At 46.7% G+C, this 18,604-nt stretch carries 15 protein-coding genes and 1 tRNA gene; 10 read left to right on the top strand and 6 right to left on the bottom strand.

Going from position 1 to position 18,604, the window contains the following annotated elements; genetic code table 11:
* Positions 1-11 precede the first annotated feature (11 nt).
* The gene (locus BN3349_RS01485; RefSeq protein WP_040975519.1) at positions 12-1,421 is read left to right on the top strand and encodes a multicopper oxidase domain-containing protein; all 1,410 of its coding nucleotides are present in this window, start codon (positions 12-14) and stop codon (positions 1,419-1,421) included.
* Between the two features lie 205 nt (positions 1,422-1,626).
* On the opposite strand, the gene BN3349_RS01490 is transcribed toward BN3349_RS01485, so the two are convergent.
* A tRNA-Ser gene (locus tag BN3349_RS01490) sits at positions 1,627-1,716 on the bottom strand.
* A 143-nt stretch (positions 1,717-1,859) separates the two neighbouring features.
* Here BN3349_RS01490 and dauA point away from each other — a divergent pair.
* The 8 genes from dauA to BN3349_RS01530 all read left to right on the top strand — a co-directional run bounded on the left by dauA (position 1,860) and on the right by BN3349_RS01530 (position 12,896).
* Positions 1,860-3,596, top strand: coding sequence for a C4-dicarboxylic acid transporter DauA (gene dauA, locus BN3349_RS01495; protein ID WP_040975520.1), 1,737 nt, complete (start codon positions 1,860-1,862; stop codon positions 3,594-3,596).
* Between the two features lie 124 nt (positions 3,597-3,720).
* Positions 3,721-7,158 carry a transcription-repair coupling factor gene (gene mfd, locus BN3349_RS01500; protein ID WP_040975521.1) on the top strand — a complete coding sequence of 1,146 codons (3,438 nt, stop codon included), beginning with the start codon at positions 3,721-3,723 and terminating at the stop codon, positions 7,156-7,158.
* 67 nt (positions 7,159-7,225) lie between these two features.
* Entirely contained in the window at positions 7,226-7,810 is a 585-nt protein-coding gene (gene lpcA, locus BN3349_RS01505; RefSeq protein ID WP_040975522.1) for a D-sedoheptulose 7-phosphate isomerase, read from the top strand.
* A gap of 160 nt (positions 7,811-7,970) precedes the next feature.
* Positions 7,971-8,708, top strand: coding sequence for an arginine ABC transporter ATP-binding protein ArtP (gene artP / locus BN3349_RS01510; protein WP_040975523.1), 738 nt, complete (start codon positions 7,971-7,973; stop codon positions 8,706-8,708).
* 10 nt (positions 8,709-8,718) lie between these two features.
* Positions 8,719-9,441 (top strand): transporter substrate-binding domain-containing protein, encoded by a 723-nt coding sequence (locus BN3349_RS01515; protein WP_040975524.1) that lies wholly within the window; start codon positions 8,719-8,721, stop codon positions 9,439-9,441.
* A 5-nt stretch (positions 9,442-9,446) separates the two neighbouring features.
* Positions 9,447-10,112 carry an arginine ABC transporter permease ArtQ gene (artQ, locus tag BN3349_RS01520; RefSeq protein ID WP_040975632.1) on the top strand — a complete coding sequence of 222 codons (666 nt, stop codon included), beginning with the start codon at positions 9,447-9,449 and terminating at the stop codon, positions 10,110-10,112.
* Between the two features lie 3 nt (positions 10,113-10,115).
* Complete coding sequence (artM, locus tag BN3349_RS01525) at positions 10,116-10,799, top strand: arginine ABC transporter permease ArtM (RefSeq protein WP_040975525.1); 684 nt, start codon at positions 10,116-10,118, stop codon at positions 10,797-10,799.
* Between the two features lie 150 nt (positions 10,800-10,949).
* Positions 10,950-12,896: an LTA synthase family protein gene (locus tag BN3349_RS01530; protein ID WP_040975526.1), complete on the top strand. Its 1,947-nt coding sequence runs from the start codon at positions 10,950-10,952 to the stop codon at positions 12,894-12,896.
* A 54-nt stretch (positions 12,897-12,950) separates the two neighbouring features.
* Here BN3349_RS01530 and BN3349_RS01535 read toward each other — a convergent pair whose 3' ends face one another.
* The 5 genes from BN3349_RS01535 to treB all read right to left on the bottom strand — a co-directional run bounded on the left by BN3349_RS01535 (position 12,951) and on the right by treB (position 17,918).
* Positions 12,951-13,181: a zinc ribbon domain-containing protein gene (locus BN3349_RS01535; RefSeq protein WP_040975527.1), complete on the bottom strand. Its 231-nt coding sequence runs from the start codon at positions 13,179-13,181 to the stop codon at positions 12,951-12,953.
* Between the two features lie 9 nt (positions 13,182-13,190).
* A complete protein-coding gene (locus BN3349_RS01540; protein WP_048736633.1) occupies positions 13,191-14,000 on the bottom strand; it encodes a GntR family transcriptional regulator in 810 nt (269 codons plus the stop codon).
* A 78-nt stretch (positions 14,001-14,078) separates the two neighbouring features.
* Positions 14,079-14,501: a hypothetical protein gene (locus BN3349_RS01545; protein ID WP_040975528.1), complete on the bottom strand. Its 423-nt coding sequence runs from the start codon at positions 14,499-14,501 to the stop codon at positions 14,079-14,081.
* Between the two features lie 272 nt (positions 14,502-14,773).
* Positions 14,774-16,411, bottom strand: coding sequence for an alpha,alpha-phosphotrehalase (treC, locus tag BN3349_RS01550; RefSeq protein ID WP_040975529.1), 1,638 nt, complete (start codon positions 16,409-16,411; stop codon positions 14,774-14,776).
* Between the two features lie 88 nt (positions 16,412-16,499).
* Positions 16,500-17,918, bottom strand: coding sequence for a PTS trehalose transporter subunit IIBC (treB, locus tag BN3349_RS01555; protein ID WP_040975530.1), 1,419 nt, complete (start codon positions 17,916-17,918; stop codon positions 16,500-16,502).
* 262 nt (positions 17,919-18,180) lie between these two features.
* Between treB and BN3349_RS01560 the strand changes: the two genes are divergently transcribed.
* On the top strand, positions 18,181-18,579 hold the full coding sequence (locus BN3349_RS01560) for a Cu(I)-responsive transcriptional regulator (protein WP_040975531.1): 399 nt from the start codon (positions 18,181-18,183) through the stop codon (positions 18,577-18,579).
* Positions 18,580-18,604 lie beyond the last annotated feature (25 nt).

The raw sequence follows: 18,604 nt of genomic DNA on the forward strand, positions 1-18,604 counted from the left end.
AGGTGTAGCGCATGATGCATTATTCCCGTCGTCAGCTTTTGAAAACCGCACTGCTAGCCGGCGCATTCTCTGCGATTCCGGCACCGTTGCTGGCGGCTGAACGCCGACCTTTGCCTATTCCGGGATTAATTGAAATCCGCCGCGGCAAACCCCTGTTTCTCGGCATGGAAAGCACACAAACCCAGCTTATTCCCGGAAAATATACCGAAGTGTGGGGATTTAACGGCGCTTATCTGGGACCAACGGTAAAGATTCGTCGCGGTGATTTTGCCAAATTAAATTATCGTAATAATCTAGCGCAGATCGTAGCGCTCAATATTCAGGGATTGCAAGCAAGTGCCGAGTTATTCGGCGGGGTGGCGCGCGCCTTTAAACCGAATGAAATCTGGGCGCCGATTGTGCCGATAAACCAACCCGCCGCAACCTGCTGGTATCATGCCTGTACGCTGGCTAGTTCGGCTTATCAGACTTATCGCGGATTAGCAGGGCTTTGGATTATTGAAGATGAAGACAGTCGCAAGCTGTCTTTGCCGCACAAATACGGGATAGACGATATTCCGCTGATTTTGCAGGATATGCGGCTTAACGCGGAAGGTATTCAATTATTTCATCAAAATCAACCGCACTTTTTCGGCGAGCGCCTGTTTGTAAACGGACAGGAAGCACCTTATATGACGGTGACGCGCGGCTGGATTCGTTTGCGTTTGGTGAATGCCTCCTTATCAAGACGCTATGATTTACGTTTTGATGATGAACGGGACTTTCAGATTATCGCGCAGGATCAGGGTTTTCTGCCGCAGGCTAAAACCGTGAATGCGGTAATGCTGGCGCCGGGCGAACGTATTGAGTTACTGGTAGATTTGAACGAGGGCGGCAACGCCACGCTGATTACCGGCAAAAAACGAAATTTTATCAATAAAATCAGTCAGTTTTTTAGCACTGATGACGAATTGATTGATAATACGGTACTTGAACTGCGACCGGAAGGGCTGGCTGCCGCCTTTAACGGCAAACCGGTTGCACAATTTACTACCGATGCACCGGCATTGCTGAATCAGCACATCGCCGATGAACGGACATTTCATATTGATGCCGCAAATGCCTTGCTTAATCAACAGCGTTTTGACCCCCGCAGAGTGGATGTCAACGCCGTGCTGGGTTCCACTGAGCGCTGGACGCTGACGGCGTCGTCGCCTGTGGGATTTAAAGTGCAGGGCGCTAAATTCATTATTGAAAGTATTGACGGACAGCCGCTGGCACAGCATGAAATCGGCTGGAAAGATACTGTTCTAGTTGAAGGAAAAGTGCAGATCTTGATTAAATTTGACAATCTATCGTCGAATAATTATCCGTTTATTTTCGGCGCATCAGATTTAATGCTGGCAGACAAAGGCTGCCTCGGCGTAATCGTGGTACAGTAACATATCGCTATATTGGCATGCTCCTTTCTTCATTAGATAAAAACGAAATGATATAAAGTGCGGTAAGAAGCACTTTATTTTGATCTTGAAACTGACTGATAGCCAGCCGAATGAAACATACGATAATAAATACAAAAAATAAAATAATTTTAAGATTATTTGAAAGTGAACTTCAGCAAAGTAACAGAATTGTTTATAAAATGAATGGCGGTGAGAAGGGGATTCGAACCCCTGATGCACTTTCGCACATACACGCTTTCCAGGCGTGCTCCTTCAACCACTCGGACATCTCACCGGTTCCGGACAGGGCGAAAATATAAAGATTTCGTGACCTTTCGTCAAGTATTTTTTGTTTTTATTGCGCTAAAACATCATTTTTTGATTAATTTTAAGCTAAAATATGCACTCTTTTTTTCTGCTCAGGCTGTTAGGATAGTTATGTTAAAAAAATGGTTTTTAACAAAAAATGTGTTTCTTGCAGTAAAACCCTTCAGTGCGCTACAAGATAGTTTTCGCGCCGGTTACGGCAAACAATATTTAATCAGAGACATTATCGCCGGGTTAACCGTCGGTGTAATAGCCATTCCGTTATCTATGGCGTTGGCGATTGCCAGTGGGGTACCGCCGCAGCACGGTTTGTACACTGCGATTATTGCCGGAGCGCTAATTGCGTTAACTGGCGGCTCGCGTTTTAATATTTCCGGTCCGACGGCAGCTTTTGTAGTGATCCTATATCCGATCACACAGCAGTTTGGCTTAAGCGGGTTGCTAATGGCGACGTTGCTGTCGGGCGTTATTTTGGTACTGATGGCGCTATTTCGTCTGGGGCGTTTGATCGAATATATTCCTCTGCCGGTAACGCTCGGTTTCACGTGCGGTATCGGTATTGTTATTGCCACACTGCAAATTAAAGATTTCTTTGGTTTGACGATCGCCGACATGCCGGCACATTATATCGGTAAAGTGCAGACAATTTTTGCTGCGCTGCCGAGTATTCAGTGGGCGGATACCTTGGTCGGCGTGGTAACCTTATTGACGCTGACGCAATGGCATAAATTGCGTTTACCGGTGCCGGGGCATCTGCCGGCGGTGATTATCGGCACATTGCTTGCGCTGCTTCTACTGCATTTTGATGTTCATATCACCACGATCGGTTCAGCGTTTACTTATACTTTATCCGACGGCACGACCGGATACGGTATTCCCAACGTGCTGCCGGAACTGGTGTTGCCGTGGAATATTCCTAATGCGCAGGGCGAGCTGCTCAACTGGAATTTCGAAACGTTGCAGGCATTATTGCCCGCCGCGTTTTCCATGGCGGTGTTGGGCGCGATTGAATCCTTGCTGTGTGCGGTAGTGCTGGATAATATGACCGGCACTAAACATCATTCCAACAATGAACTGCTAGCACAAGGGCTGGGCAATATCGCGTCACCGTTTTTGGGCGGGATTACAGCAACTGCGGCAATCGCCCGTTCCGCCGCCAATGTTAAGGCCGGCGCAGTGTCGCCGATAGCCGCCATTGTGCATGCGTTATTGGTATTGTTCGCCCTGTTATTTTTTGCCAAGGCCTTGTCCTATCTGCCGTTGTCCTCAATGGCGGCGTTATTGCTGGTGGTGGCTTGGAATATGGCGAACGTATCGCAGATTATTCAACTGGTGCGCCGTTCCGGACGCAATGAAATCGCCGTATTACTGACCTGTTTAATCTTAACCGTTATTTTCGACATGGTGATTGCCATTACCGTTGGCGTCTTACTGGCAAGTCTGCTGTTTATCCGCACCGTGGCGGAGATGACGAAATCGGTGGAAATGGCGCATCCGGAGGATCTGGACGATATTCTGGTTTATCGTATCAGCGGTCCGTTATTCTTCGCTGCGGCGGATAATTTATTTGCCGATTTGCATGACAAAACCGTGCATACGGATCACGAAATCAAACATATTGTTTTGCAATGCGACGCCGTGACCGTGCTGGATGCGGGGGGGATCCATGCGCTGACCCGTTTCGTGCAGAATATGCTGCCGCATCAGCAACTTTATATGTGCAATATGCAGTTTCAGCCACTGCGTATGATTGTCAAATCTACCGGTGTGAAAGAAATCAAAAAAATTATTTTTAGTGCCAATCTGGATGTGACTTACCGCAAGATCCGCGCATTCGAAGCACAATAGCGAATGACAACAAATCGAAATACCTGTGTATAAAAACAGGTATTTCTTTGCAAGTTTTTTAATTTCCGTTACACTATCACTCATTTGAATTTGCAGCAATGCTGAAAAAAACGACCGCACTTTTATGACGTATTTTAATCTTGATATTCCGACTCGCCCCAATGATCACAAAATTCTTGCCAACGTTCTTGCCGACAGCGACGCCCTTGCGATTGCCCAAATTGCGCAGCAGTATAACGGCATGACCGTGGTGGTTACGCCGGATACCCGAAGTGCGGTGCGTTTGGCGAAAATTTTGCGTGAACTCAGTGCGCAACAGGTCACTTTTTTCCCTGACTGGGAAACCTTGCCGTATGACAATTTTTCACCGCATCAGGAAATTATTTCCGCCCGCTTAAGCGCCTTGTTCCACTTGCAGAACAGTAAACGAGGCATCTTTATTCTGCCGGTCGCAACGCTGATGCAGCGGTTGTGTCCGCCGGAGTTTTTACATCACAACGTGCTGTTGATTAAAAAAGGCGACCGATTGGTGATCGATCATCTGCGCCTACAGTTGGAAAATGCGGGCTATCGTGCGGTGGAACAGGTGCTGGAACACGGTGAATATGCGGTGCGCGGCGCCTTATTGGATTTATTTCCAATGGGAAGTGCGGTGCCGTTTCGGCTGGATTTTTTTGATGATGAAATCGACAGTATCCGTACATTTGATGTCGATACTCAACGTACCGCACAGGAAATTGACGCGGTGAATTTATTGCCGGCGCAGGAATTCCCGAGCGACAGCCGGGGCATTGAATTTTTTCGCAGCCGTTTTCGCGAAACTTTCGGCGAAATCCGGCGTGATCCCGAACATATTTATCAACAAGTCAGCAAAGGCACCATGGTGTCAGGTATTGAATACTGGCAGCCGCTGTTTTTCAGCGCCATGGCGACATTATTTGATTATGTGCCGGCTGACTGCTTATTTGTGGAGATGGCGCATAATCAGGCGCAAGCGGAACGTTTCTATCAGGATATTCAAAGCCGTTATGAAAGCCGTCGGGTTGATCCTATGCGTCCGTTGTTGCCGCCGGCGCAGCTATGGATGCCGACTGATGAAATCAACCGACGAATTAGATCCTATCCGCGCATCAGCCTGAACAGCGATAAAGTCGCTCACGCATCGGTCAGACAGAAAAATCTGCCGATACGGGCGTTGCCGCCGCTTACCATTCAAGCGCAACAAAAAGAACCGTTGCAGGCGTTGCGCCGGTTTACCGAACAGTTTAGCGGACAGATTATTTTTGCGGTAGAAAGCGAGGGGCGACGGGAAACGCTGCTGGATTTGCTTGCGCCGCTGAAGTTGAGACCGCAGCAAATCAAGCACTTGGATGCGCATAAAAGCGCACAAAGCCTGTTGATCAGCAGTTTGCAACACGGCTTTATTGTTCAGTGTGAACAGGGCGAACTGGCGATTATCTGCGAGGCAGATTTGCTTGGCGAACGGGTACAGCAGCGCAGTCGCGACAAACGAAAATCCGTTAATCCGGATGCATTAATCCGTAATCTGGCGGAGCTGAAAATCGGGCAGCCGGTGGTGCATCTGGAACACGGTGTCGGGCGCTATACCGGGCTGGTCACGTTGGAAAACGGCGGCATTAAGGCGGAATTTTTATTATTGGAATACGCCGGCGAGTCCAAACTTTATGTGCCGGTCACGTCGCTGCATTTAATCAGCCGTTATGTGGGCGGCAGCGATGAAACTGCGCCGCTACATAAACTGGGCGGTGAGGCGTGGGCGCGTGCGCGTCAAAAGGCGGCGGAGAAAATCCGTGATGTGGCGGCGGAATTGCTGGATGTTTATGCCCGGCGTGAAGCGCAGAAAGGCTTTGCTTTTCGTTATGATCGCGACGAATTTATGCAGTTTGCCGCCACCTTCCCTTTTGAGGAAACCTTTGATCAGAAAACTGCGATTAACGCGGTGATTGCCGATATGTGCCAAGCAAAAGCTATGGACCGCTTGGTATGCGGCGATGTGGGCTTCGGTAAAACCGAAGTGGCGATGCGCGCGGCATTTCTGGCGGTGATGAATCACAAGCAGGTTGCCGTATTGGTGCCGACCACCTTGCTGGCGCAGCAGCATTATGACAATTTTAAGGATCGTTTTGCCAATCTGCCGGTTAATGTGGAAATGCTGTCGCGTTTCCGCACGGCGAAAGAACAAAAGCAGATTTTGGACAATCTGGCGCAGGGCAAGGTGGATATTCTGATCGGCACGCATAAACTGATTCAGTCCGAAGTGAAATTTCATGATCTGGGATTATTGATTATTGACGAAGAACACCGTTTCGGCGTGCGCCAGAAAGAGAAAATTAAGCGATTACGCGCCAATGTGGATATTTTGACGCTGACGGCGACACCGATTCCGCGCACCTTGAATATGGCGATGAACGGCATTCGTGATCTGTCGATTATTTCGACTCCGCCGGCGCGCCGCTTGAGTATTCGCACCTTTGTACGTCAGGCGGATGATACAATTATCCGCGAAGCGATTCTGCGTGAAATTTTGCGCGGCGGGCAGGTTTATTACCTGCATAACGATGTGGCGAGCATTGAAAATTGTGCGCAAAAACTGACCGCACTTGTGCCGGAGGCACGGATTGTGATCGGGCACGGACAAATGCGTGAGCGCGAATTGGAACGAGTGATGTCAGATTTTTACCATCAGCGTTTCAATGTACTGGTCTGTTCTACCATTATCGAAACCGGCATTGATGTGCCGACGGCAAATACTATTATTATTGAACGGGCGGATCATTTCGGCTTGGCGCAGCTGCATCAGCTACGCGGGCGGGTTGGGCGTTCTCATCATCAGGCGTATGCGTATTTGCTGACGCCGCATCCGAAAATGATGACTAAAGACGCGGTAAAACGTCTGGAAGCGCTGGAAAGTCTGGATAATCTTGGTGCCGGTTTTGTACTGGCGACGCACGATTTGGAAATTCGCGGCGCCGGTGAATTGCTGGGCGATGAACAAAGCGGACAAATTGAAAGTATCGGTTTTTCGTTATATATGGAATTGCTGGAAAGTGCGGTAAACGCGTTAAAAGAAGGACGCGAACCATCGCTGGACGAACTGACTCAGCAACAGGTGGATATTGATTTGCGCCTGCCGGCGCTGTTGCCGGAGGACTACCTCGGCGATGTGAATATGCGCCTGTCGTTTTATAAGCGCATTGCCGGTGCGCACAACATACAAGAGCTTGACGAGCTGAAAGTCGAGCTGATTGATCGTTTCGGTCTGCTGCCCGAGGCGACCAAAAACCTGCTGCGCATCGCGGTATTACGCCAACAGGCAAAAGCGCTGAAAATCAGCCGCATTGATGCGGCATCACAGGGCGGCTTTATTGAATTTTTCCCGACGGCAGACATTGATCCAGTCAAATTCTTAACGCTGATTAAAGCGCAACCGACGGTTTATCGCTTTGACGGACCGACTCGATTTCGGTTCACTGCGGATCTGAGCGACAACAAAGTGCGGTTAACATTTTTGACGGATCTGGTGCAATCTTTAATGGCTTAAGCAAGCGGAATAGTTTAGAATTATTCGCATTTCCAATCTGAAAAAAGTGATATTAAGGAGACAAACAATGTACTTAGAACAAATTAAAGCCGAACTGGAGGAAGCGCGCGATGTGCTGGATCAGTTTATTGCGGACGAAAACAATGTTCGACTGATAAAACAAGCCGCGTTATTGATTGCGGACAGTTTTAAACAAGGCGGTAAAGTGCTTTCCTGCGGTAACGGCGGTTCGCATTGCGATGCGATGCACTTTGCCGAAGAGTTGACCGGTCGTTACCGTGAAAACCGCCCGGGTTATCCGGCCATCGCCATTTCCGATGTCAGTCATTTAAGTTGTGTGAGCAATGACTTCGGCTATGAGTATGTGTTTTCTCGCTATGTTGAAGCGGTCGGCAAACAAGGCGACGTGCTGTTTGGCTTATCCACCTCGGGAAATTCGAAAAACGTGCTGAATGCGATCAAAGCGGCAAAAGAAAAAGGCATGAAAGTCATCGCCATGACCGGCAAAGACGGCGGACAAATGGCAGGGTTAGCAGATGTGGAAATTCGTGTACCGCATTTCCGTTATGCCGACCGCATTCAGGAAATTCATATTAAGGTTATTCATATTTTAATGATGATTATTGAATTTGAAATGGCGCAAGCTGAATAATTCTTTTCTTGTCAGACATTCTCTTTATCTCGAAAGTGCGGTGGAAAAAAGAAAATTTCCACCGCACTTTTTTGTTGTCGGATAAAATCTTATTGCATATTTATGCAAAAAACATTAATATTCTTTCAGTTTTGCAAAAGACAGAGATAGCTTATTAAAGATGACAATCAGTGTTAAGAATTTGAACTTTTTCTATGGTGCTTCGCAGGCGTTATTCAATATTAATTTGACCGCCGAAGACGGTGATACCGTGGTATTGTTAGGTCCCAGCGGGGCGGGCAAAAGCACGTTGATCCGCACCTTAAATTTACTGGAAGTGCCGAAATCGGGCGAATTGAGTATCGCTAACAATAAATTTGATTTATCCGCCGCGACGGCAAATCCGAAGCAAATGCGCCATTTGCGGCAGGATGTGGGCATGGTGTTTCAGCAGTATAATCTGTGGCCGCATTTAAGCGTAATAGAAAATCTGATCGAGGCGCCGGTTAAGGTATTGGGGCTGGACAAAGAAACGGCGCAACAACAGGCGATGGAATTGCTGCGACGTTTGCGTTTGGACGAATTCGGCGCGCGCTTCCCCCTGCATTTATCTGGCGGACAGCAGCAGCGCGTGGCAATTGCCCGTGCCTTGATGATGAAACCACAGGTCTTGCTGTTTGATGAACCCACCGCCGCGCTGGATCCGGAAATTACGGCACAGATCGTGTCGATTATCCGGGAATTGCAGGAAACGGGCATTACACAGGTTATTGTCACTCACGAGGTGGCGGTGGCAAGAAAGGTAGCCACTAAAGTGGTTTATATGGAACGCGGTCATATTGTAGAAATCGGCGATGCCGGTTGTTTTGATCATCCGCAAACAGAACGGTTTAAACAGTATTTGTCTCATTCAAATTAAGGAATTGATTATGAAGAAATTATTATTAGCAGCCATATTAGCCGGCTCAGCGTTGAGCGCCAGCGCCCAGAACATTACTTTTGCGATGGAACCCAGCTATCCGCCGTTTGAGTCAACAGATGAAAAAGGCGACATTGTCGGCTTTGATGTGGATATTGCCAATGCAATTTGCCAAGCCATTGAAGCGAATTGTCAGTTTAAAGCGCAAGCTTTTGACGCTTTGATTCCAAGCCTTATCAAAGGACGCGGTTTTGATGCAGCGATTTCCGCCATCGACATTACCGAAGCGCGCGCCAAACAAGTGGCGTTTTCTGATCCTTATTATGAAAGTTCCGCCAGCTTTATTGCGGTAAAAGGCAAGGGCGATTTAGCCAGTGCGAAAATCGTTGGCGTACAGAACGGAACGACCTATCAGCAATATGTGAATGCTCAAGCCAAACAATATAATACAAAATCTTATGCCAGCGTGCAGGATGCTATTCTCGACTTGAAAAACGGACGTATTGATCTGCTGTTCGGCGATACCGACGTATTAAGAGATATGCTTGATAAAAATGCGGAACTGGGTTTTGTCGGCGAACGGGTAACGGATAAACGCTATTTCAATAACGGCTTGGGTATTGCGGTCAACAAATCCAATACTGCACTGCTGGAGAGCCTGAATAAAGGCATTTCCGCCATTAAAGCCAGCGGCGAATATCAAAAAATTTATGATAAATGGATGACGAAATAATCAGTATGTTTTTTGATTATCTGCCTTTAATGTACACCGCAACCCTGATGACGCTAGGGTTAGCGGTGTGTTCGTTATTATTGGGACTGCTGCTGTCGGTACTGTTTGTGGTACTGGAAACCGGTAAATGGGCGTGTGTGCGTAAGCCGACATCTGTACTGGTGACCTTATTGCGCGGACTGCCGGAAATTCTCGTGGTCTTTTTAATTTATTTCGGGGCGCCGGAAGTGGTCGAGCTTATTACCGGCAGCTATGTGGAATTCGGCGCCTTCGGCTGTGGGGTGGTGGCATTATCGATTATCTTTGCCGCCTATGCGTCACAAACCTTGCGTGGCGCGATTCAGGCAATTCCGCTGGGACAGTGGGAATCCGGCGCAGCATTAGGGCTTAGCCGCGGTTATACTTTCGTCAATATCATCATGCCGCAGGTATGGCGCCATGCCTTGCCCGGTTTGAGCAATCAATGGCTGGTGCTTCTGAAAGATACGGCGTTGGTTTCACTAATTGGCGTGCAGGATTTAATGCGTCAGGCGGAATTAATCAATACCAACACGCACCAACCCTTTACTTGGTACGGTTTTACCGCATTGATTTATTTAGCGGTCACGCTGGTCAGCCAATTTATCATCCGCAAGCTGGAATTGCGGTTTACCCGTTTTGAGCGAGGATAAACAATGATTCACGATTATTTTGTTACCATCGCACAAGGGATTCCGACCAGTTTATTGTTAACTGTGGTGGCACTGGCGATTGCGTTTGTACTGGCGGTCGGCCTGACATTTTTGCTGTCCATGGAAAACCGCGTGGTGAAAAGTGCGGTCAATATTTATCTGACTTTATTTACTGGTACACCGTTATTGGTGCAGTTTTTTCTGATTTATTACGGTCCGGGGCAGTTTCAGTGGATTGTTGCCAGTCCGTTCTGGTCTTTGTTATCTAACGCTTGGTTTTGCGCTATGCTGACGCTGGCATTAAACAGTGCGGCCTATTCAGCACAATTATTTCACGGCGCGGTGAAAGCCATCGCCAAAGGGCAGTGGGAAAGCTGTGCGGCATTGGGATTAAGCCGCTGGCAAACCCTGAAAATTCTCATTCCTTATGCCTTAAAACGTGCGTTGCCTTCATACAGCAATGAAATCATTCTGGTATTTAAGGGCACGTCGCTGGCATCGACCATTACTATTTTGGATATTATGGGCTATGCCAGACAACTATACGGAACGGAATACGATGCGTTGACCATTTATGGTATCGCCGGTGCGATTTACTTACTGATTACCGGCATTGCGACGTTGTTGCTGCGTAAGTTAGAGCGCCGTGTATTAGCGTTTGAACGGCTGGAAGTGGATAAAAATTAAGCGTTTACCTGTGCCAAGTAACGAAAAGATTTCCTCTGATTTTAGTGGAAATCTTTTTTTATGCCTCAAAATATTATTGCTGATTTCAGAACTTTTATTCCGTTTATTCGTCTAAGCCGGTGCCTAATAACAATTATACAGGACACCTTCATGCATTCGTTTAAAAAATCTTTCGGACCGCTGTATCCGATTCTTGTTTTTTTCTTCTTTAATCTGATTATTCTTTCTTTCAGCCGGCTTGCTTTATCGCTCTGGCAGTCAGCTCGAGTTGATGCAGTAAACGGCTGGGGACAGTTGTTTTTACAGGGCGTGCGGATTGATGTCGCCGGTTTGTGCTGGCTGTTCTCGGTCGCAATTATTGTTGCTTGCCTGTTTTCTGGGACGGGGAAAACCGGGCGCATCGCCACCTTTTTCCTCCGTTTCTGGCTGACCTTATGCAGCGTGTTTATTCTATTTATGGAACTTTCCACGCCGGCGTTTATCGACACTTACGACTTCCGCCCGAACCGATTGTTCGTAGAATATCTGGTTAGCCCGAAAGAAGTGTTCACTATGTTGGCGAATGGTCATCCGACCGCATTAATTTTAACCCCGATTCTGACCGCACTTTTTGCGCTGCTGTGCTGGAAATTGTCAGGCAAAGTCACTCAAAATCTGGTTTATCCGAAATGGCGCTGGCGTCCGCTGTTATTTGTTGTGGCGGCGGCATTGACTTTTATCGGTGCGCGTTCAAGTTTTCAACATCGCGGTATTAACCCTGCCATGGTGGCGTTTTCTTCTGATCCACTGGTGAATTCGCTGGTGTTGAATTCCGGTTATTCAGTGATTTTTGCGCTTCAGCAAATGAAAGACGAAGATAAATCATCGGAAATTTATGGCAAAATGGCGCTGTCCGAGGTGGTGGATACCTTAAAACAGGCGCGCGGACGCCCGCAAAGCGATTATCTTTCCGATACGTTGCCGACCTTAACCCGAAATGAGGCGACTTATCAGGGCAAACCGAAAAATTTGGTCATTATTCTGGAAGAAAGTCTGGGCGCGCAGTTCGTCGGCACGCTGGGCGGTTTACCGTTATCGCCTAATTTCGATCAACTGGCGCAACAGGGCTGGTTGTTTGAAAACCTGTATGCCACCGGCACTCGTTCAGTGCGCGGTATTGAAGCGGTCACCGCCGGTTTCACGCCTACCCCGGCACGCTCTGTGGTGAAATTGTCCGGCAGTCAGAACGGCTTTTTTACCATTGCCGATTTATTGACAAAACGCGGTTATCATACTTCGTTTATTTACGGCGGTGAAAAACATTTCGATAATATGGCGAGTTTTTTCTACGGCAACGGCTTTCAGCAGATTATTGATGAAAAAGATTATACGAACCCGAAATTCGTCGCGACTTGGGGCGTAAGCGATGAAGATCTGTTTGATAAAGCCGATGCGACTTTTCACCGATTGTATCAGGAGGGAAAGCCGTTTTTCAGTTTAGTATTTACCTCCAGCAATCACGATCCGTTTGAATTTCCCGAGGGCAAAATCAAGCTGTACGAACAGCCGAAAGCCACTCGCAATAATGCGGCGAAATATGCGGATTATGCGTTAGGTTATTTTTTCAATTTGGCTAAACAGGCCAATTATTGGAAGGATACCGTCTTTTTAGTGATCGCCGACCATGATTCGCGGGTTTACGGCAACAGCCTTGTACCGATTTCACATTTTCATATCCCGGCGCTGATTTTAGGCGAGGGCATTGAGGCAAAACGCGATCCGCGCTTGGTCAGCCAAATTGATATGCCGACCACGCTGCTGTCTTTAATCGGCATCAGCGCTGATTACCCGATGATCGGCTATGATCTCACCCGAGCCGCCGATCCGAACCGCGCGTTAATGCAGTTTGATAAAACCTTAGCTTACATGCGCGGCAATCAAGTTGCAATTTTACAGCAGGAACAACCAGCGCAAGGCTTTACTTACGATAACCGCAGCGGTGAATTGAGCAGCGCGAATATTTCTGCACAAATCAAGAAAGAAGCCTTAGCCTATGCGTTATGGGGCAGTTACGCCTATAAACAGAAACTGCATAAAACGGAAGATATGCAAAAATAAGGCATATAAAAGTGCGGTGAAAAATCGTTAAAATTTTACCGCACTTAGTGTTTTTCAGTTCTGCCACCAGGCGGCTATGCCGATGACCAGTGAGAAAATAATCAGCCAGAAAAGCTGGAGTTTTACGCTTTTGCGGTTGATTTCTTGATTATGTAGGCGGCGCTGTTCTAATTTTTGGCGGTAAAGCGCTAAGTCCTCTTCTTTAAATGAAAAACCACAGTGCGGGCAGAGGACGGCGCTTTCGCTGATTTTTCGGCGGCATTCGGGGCAGCACTGTAAAGCCATAAATTTCCCTTAAATATGAAATGATTGTGAGAATGATAGATCTTCTTTCTTACCATTGGTGATGGTCAGTTGAAAAGAGCATTTATCGGCGCGAGTGATGGTATCGGTAAACTCCATAATGGTGCCGTCTTCCAAATGGTAGGTAAGCTGGATGTTAAACCCCGCTGCGCCTTTTTTAGATTCCAAAAGTTTAGCGGTTTGTGGATGATCGATTAAAATGGCGTTAATGCTGGAATTGGCATATTTCGGTGTCAATTGATAGATCTTTTCCTGTACATTGAATAAAGAGCGGTGCTCAAAATTAATTTTTTCAATACCTTGACAGAGATAATAAGGCATGTAGGCAATGTCCAGCGACACCGGGATATTATCGGCTTTTCTGACCCGTGTGAGCTTGAACACCTTTTGCGTGTGATCGCTCAATTTCAGTTTATCCATAATCTCTTCCGTCGGTTCGATAACCTCACAGCCGATAACCGCAGAAGACGGTTCTAAACCCAGTGCCATAATACTTGGGGTAAAATAGAACAAGTTATTGATATTAAATTGAATTTTTTCTTTTGCTACAAATGTGCCTTTGCCCCGAATGCGTACAATCACACCTTTTTCGTATAATCCGTTCATTGCCTGACGCACCGTAGTCCGGCTGATGTCGAATAGCTGACAAATCTCATTTTCGGAAATCATTTTGTCGCCTTCTTTAAAAGTGCCGATTCTGATCTGCGCCACAATGTAATTTTCAAGCTGTTTATACAGCGGTACGTCGCTCGTATAGTTCAGAATAAAATGATGTTTAAAATGTTGATAAATATCTGCCATGGTTTATTTTTTGCGTTCAGGATGTTGAAAGATATCAGTTATTCTATCCCGTTATCCCAAATAAATCATCCGCAATGCTTAAAATAAATAGCTTATTTGTTTATAGTTTTGCACGCTGATCGCATTTTTTGGCGGCAGCAGATCGTTATTTTTATCGATCACAATCAATGCCGTTGGTTTTTTAAAGTGCGGTTCGTCTATTGTGAAGTGATAAGTAAACAAATAACGATTGGCTGCATAGGAATGGTTGATATAGTGTTCAAGATCGCGATCTGTATGCAATACCGCGATTTTGTCGCTGATATTCAATTCGGCCAGGCGGGCTTCAATGGCAGGCAGTTGTGCAATATTACTCGGCGGTACAAGTATTTTGATGTTGTCACGCCCGATTTTAGCCAGAAATTCTGGAAAGCCGATAACGAATGGATTAGTTGTACTGTTGATGTCGTTATGCTGGATAATGGCATTGATGTCAAATAGATATAATGTGTTAGTTTTCATAGTAGCCTCTTTATGATATGGGTTGTTTAAGTTGTATCATACAATTAAAATAATATCGTTCTAAAATAAAAATGCAAGTGAAAAATAAAAAATTTTTATCCACCGTGGTAATAGCGGTGTTTGACAAGAAGATAATGGGTTTGTTGATAATTTAATTTATTGAAATAAAATGGATTTTAACGATGTGAATGAAGAAAAGGTCGAACAGCTTGGCTCAACCTATAGATACAAGACTTATGCAATATAAAGTGCGGTCGTTTTTTCGTCAGTTTTTAACAATACAAATACAACGCCTGATAAGGCTTTAAGGTGATTGTCCTGTTGAACTGACCTTGGTCGTCGTAATTATTCATTAGCGTTTGCCAGTTTTCCTGGCGCAAATTTTCAGGCAAGGTAAAAGCGTTTTGCTGTGCGCTTAAGTTTGCCAATACCAATAATTTATGCCCTTTTGTCTGCCGCAAATAACACCAGCGGGACGGGTGGGCCGGATCCAGATCCTGATAATCGCCGTCGGTGAAAATAGCGTATTCTTTACGTAGACGAATGAGTTTTTGATAGCAATAGAAAATGGAATCGGGATCGTTTAAGGCGTTTTCGGCATTAATGTGCAGGTAATTTTCCGCTACATTGATCCACGGTGTTGTCGTGCTGAAACCGGCTTGAGCTGCGGCCGACCATTGCATCGGGGTGCGGCTGTTATCGCGCGATTTCTGCGCCAGAATGTTCAAAATATCGGCTTCATCAAAGCCTTTTTCCTTTAATTCATGGTAAGCATTCAGACTTTCTACATCGCGGTATTGCTCGATAGCCGTAAAGTTCGGATTAGTCATGCCGATTTCTTCACCCTGATAAATATAAGGCGTGCCTTGCATACCGTGCAACAGCATCGCCAGCATTTTAGCGGACGGATTGCGCAGCGCGCCTTCATCGCCAAAGCGGGAAACAATACGCGGTTGATCGTGGTTGCACCAAAACAGCGCATTCCAGGCGCGGTTGTGCATGCCTTGCTGCCAATAATTGAAAATGGCTTTTAGTTGTATGTAATCGGGTTTGGCGTACGTCCATTTTTCTCCGTTCGGGTAATCCACTTTCAGGTGATGAAAATTAAAGGTCATGGACAGTTCCGTGCCTGCCAAATTGGCATATTGCTGGCAGTGCGCCAGTTTGGTCGAGGACATTTCACCTACCGACATTAAGCCATAAGGTTTCAGTGCGTTTTTATTCAGTTCCTGCAAATATTGATGAATATTTGGACCGTCCGTATAAAAACGGCGACCGTCGCCGTCGTAATCATCTTCATACACCGCCGGCTTGGAAATAAGATTGATGACATCCAAGCGCAAACCGTCCACGCCTTTTTGCGCCCAGAAATGGCAAATGTCATACAGTTCCTGACGTAGTTTCGGATTTTCCCAGTTGAGATCTGCCTGTTCCGGGGCAAATAAATGCAGATAATATTGTTGAGCTTTGTCTGACCATTGCCAAGCGCTGCCGCCGAACTTAGAGTTCCAGTTTGTAGGCTGTTCGCGCCAGAGATAATAATCATGATATTCGCTGTGCGGGTCTTCGCCCTGCTTAAACCACTGATGTGAGGTTGAACTGTGATTAAACACCATATCCATGATGATGCGAATATTGCGTTGGTGGGCGGCGGCAATAAGCTGTTCAAAATCCGTCATGCTGCCGTAACTCGGGTCAATATTGCGGTAATCGGCAATGTCATAGCCGTTATCAATTTGCGGGGAAACATACATCGGTGTCAGCCAGATGCCGTCAACGCCGAGCTGTTGCAGATAATCCAGACGCCGAATGATACCCTGAATATCGCCGGTTCCGGTGCCGTTGCTGTCTTGAAAAGATTTCGGATAAATCTGATAGATGACCCCGTTTTTCCACCAGTTTGTGTGCATATTGTGTTCCTTAAAAAGTTGATGGTCAGTAAAAAGTGCGGTGCTTTTTTCTCGCGTTTTTGCACCGCACTTGGCGGAAATACGCCGCTTATTCGATTTCGCCTTTCACCGCTTTACGTTTATATACCGTCATAGTCAGAATCAGCGGAACAATAATGGCGATCAGCATTGCTATAGCGAAAACGCTCCAGTATTGATGCTGGATAGACAGAATGCCCGGTAATCCACCGACACCGATACTACCAGCCAGAACGCCCGCCAACCCGCACACCAGCGCCGCGCAGGCAGAACCTGTCATCGCACACAGCATCGGAAAACGGTATTTTAAGTTAATTCCATACATCGCCGGTTCGGTTACGCCCAAATATGCCGACAGCGCGGCTGGCAAGGCGATTTCGCGCACGCTGGCTTTTTTTGTCATAATCAGCACCGCAACAACGGCTGAAGCTTGCGCGATATTGGACAGCGCGATTAGCGGCCAGACCGGTGTGCCGCCCATATTCTGAATCATCTGCATATCAATGGCCAAAGAGGTTTGATGTACGCCGGTGACGACTAACGGCGCATACAGAAAACCAAATAAGGCGGCGCCGATCGGCGCAAAGCTGCCGGTCATTGCGTGTCGCACCACAAAAGCAACGCCGTTCCCGATTTCACGACCGATTGGACCGATAAGCGTATGCGCCAGAAATACCGCAAGAATAATAGACACTACCGGTACAATAATCAGATTTAGGAAATCCGGTATGATTTTATTCATAAAACGTTCAATGTAAGACAGCGCCAAGCCCGCCATAATTGCCGGGATCACTTGCGCCTGATAGCCGACTTTCTCAATGGCGAACCAGCCAAAGTTCCAGCTTTCTGGCAGCTGCAAGCCCAAGGCATAAGAATTCATTAATTGCGGTGAAACCAGCGTAATACCCAGTACGATACCGAGAATCGGCGAAGTGCCCATTTTGCGCGCGATAGACCAGCAAATGCCTACCGGCAAAAAGTGAAAAATGGCCTCGCCGATAAGCCACAGAAAACTGTGCATACTGGCCCAGAACGGACTGACTTCAGTCAGCGTTTTGCCGTCGATCAGCGCAATATCACCGATAACATTGCGAAAGCCTAAAATCAGACCGCCGCTAATCAGCGCCGGTAACAGCGGAATAAAAATATCCGCCATGTGAGAAATCAGACTTTCATACCATTTTTGATTACGACGAGCCGCGGCTTTAACCTGCTCTTTATCAACACTGGCTAAACCGGTCTTTTCCAGCAGAATGTTGTAGTAATCGCCCACTTCCTGACCGATAACCACCTGATATTGTCCGCCGGTGGAAAAATTCGCTTTTACCATCGGCAAGGTTTCGATTGCCTTGCTATTGATTTTGCTTTCGTCATTGAGCACAAAGCGTAAACGAGTGATGCAATGAGTGACCGTTGCAATATTTTCGCGTCCGCCGATATATTCAATAAGTTTATCCACGTTCTGCGGATTGATTGGTTGTTTCGCCATGGAGGAGCCTCGGTGCTGGGTGATAAAAATTAGTCAAATTATAAAAGGTTCTGATTTTTTATCAATGGGAACGTTCCCAAAATATCATTATTTAATGTGATGGTGATCACATTTCTTTGAAATAATTTGAACTGTAAAGCGAATAACATGGTGAAATGCACGCTGCAGTGGGTCAAGTATGGTCGTTTTCACCCAGTTTAATGATTGTTTAATCGTGTCGGTTTGGTTAGACTGAGTTCCGATTAATCACAAAGGAAGGAATATGAATATCAGTCAGGCAGCGGAGAGAACCGGTTTATCGGCAAAACAGATCCGCGATTATGAAAAAGCGGGCTTATTGCCGAACACCCGGCGCACGGCAACGGGCTATCGCGCTTACTCGGAACAGGATCTCGCGCGGTTATCCTTTATCAGCAATGCGCGTAAGGTCGGTTTTTCCTTAAATCAAATCGCGCAATTGTTGAAACTTAACGATGATCCGCACCGCACTAGCCGCGAAGTAAAAGCACTCACCGAACAACATATTCTTGAACTTAAAGAAAAAATTGCCGATTTACAGGGTATGCTCGCATTATTGCAACGCTGGCATTGCTCCTGCAAAGGCAACGACAGTCCGGATTGTTCCATTTTAATGGGACTGGGCGAGCACGCGGCGGAATAAAAACGGGGATTTCTTGCAAAAATAG

This window comes from Necropsobacter massiliensis (genome assembly GCF_000827595.2).
Lineage (GTDB): Bacteria > Pseudomonadota > Gammaproteobacteria > Enterobacterales > Pasteurellaceae > Necropsobacter > Necropsobacter massiliensis.